This window comes from Mesorhizobium sp. M7D.F.Ca.US.004.01.2.1 (assembly GCF_003997785.1).
Lineage (GTDB): Bacteria > Pseudomonadota > Alphaproteobacteria > Rhizobiales > Rhizobiaceae > Mesorhizobium > Mesorhizobium loti.
In genome coordinates, this window is sequence record NZ_RZRQ01000705.1 from 1 (window position 1) to 873 (window position 873).

General features: G+C 65.5%; 1 protein-coding gene. It reads left to right on the forward strand.

Annotation, left to right across the window (positions count from 1 at the left end; genetic code table 11):
• A partial coding sequence (locus EN993_RS36315; RefSeq protein WP_127266282.1) for an efflux RND transporter periplasmic adaptor subunit occupies positions 1–808 on the forward strand: 808 nt, incomplete at its 5' end.
• Between the last annotated feature and the right edge of the window lie 65 nt (positions 809–873).

Consider the following 873-nt stretch of genomic DNA (forward strand, 5'->3'; position numbering starts at 1 on the left):
GCCAGCTCCAGCGCGGTCGGATCAAGCGGCCAAGGCCGAGCTCTCCAATGCCGAGGCGCAGTTCGCCAACGCCGCCGCCAGCGAGGAGCGCCAGCGCCAGCTGCTAGCCTCCGCCAACACATCGCAGGCCGTCTTCGATGCCGCGCAGCAGGCAAGGAAAGCGGCGGAAGCCAGTGTCGAACGGGCCAAGGCTTCGCTGGCCAAGTCGCAGGAACAGCTGGGTTACGCTCGCCTGTTTTCGGATTTCGACGGCGTTGTCACCGCCGTCGGTGCCGAAGTTGGCCAGACGGTTTCGCCCGGCCAGACGGTCGTCACCGTGGCGCGCTCGGACCTGCGCGAGGCGGTGGTCGACATTCCCGACCAATTGACCGGCGACCTCGCGACCGGCACGCCGTTCCAGGTCATCCTGCAATCGCTACCGACAATCCAGACAGAGGCGAAGCTGCGCGAGATCGCGCCGCAATCCGAGGGTTCGACCCGCACGCGGCGCGTCAAGCTGACGTTGACCGATCCGCCGCAGGCCTTCAGGCTCGGCTCGACGGTGACGGCGACCCGCATGACCAAGGTTGTGCCGAAGATAGAGCTGCCCATGTCGGCGCTGCTCGAAAAGGATGGTGCCGAAAAAGTATGGATCGTCGACCCGCAGACATCGAGTGTGAGCGCGCGCGACATCAAGGTCGCGTCGAAGAATGGCGGCACGTTCACGGTGGCCGGAGGGCTTGAAGCCGGCATGCGCGTGGTCACGGCGGGCGTCCACAGCCTGAGCGAAGGTCAAAAGGTGAAAGTGCCCGAGGGAGGGGCCTCATGAAGGGCTTCAATCTCTCCGACTGGGCGCTCAACCACCGCTCCCTGGTCTGGTACTTCATGCTGGTC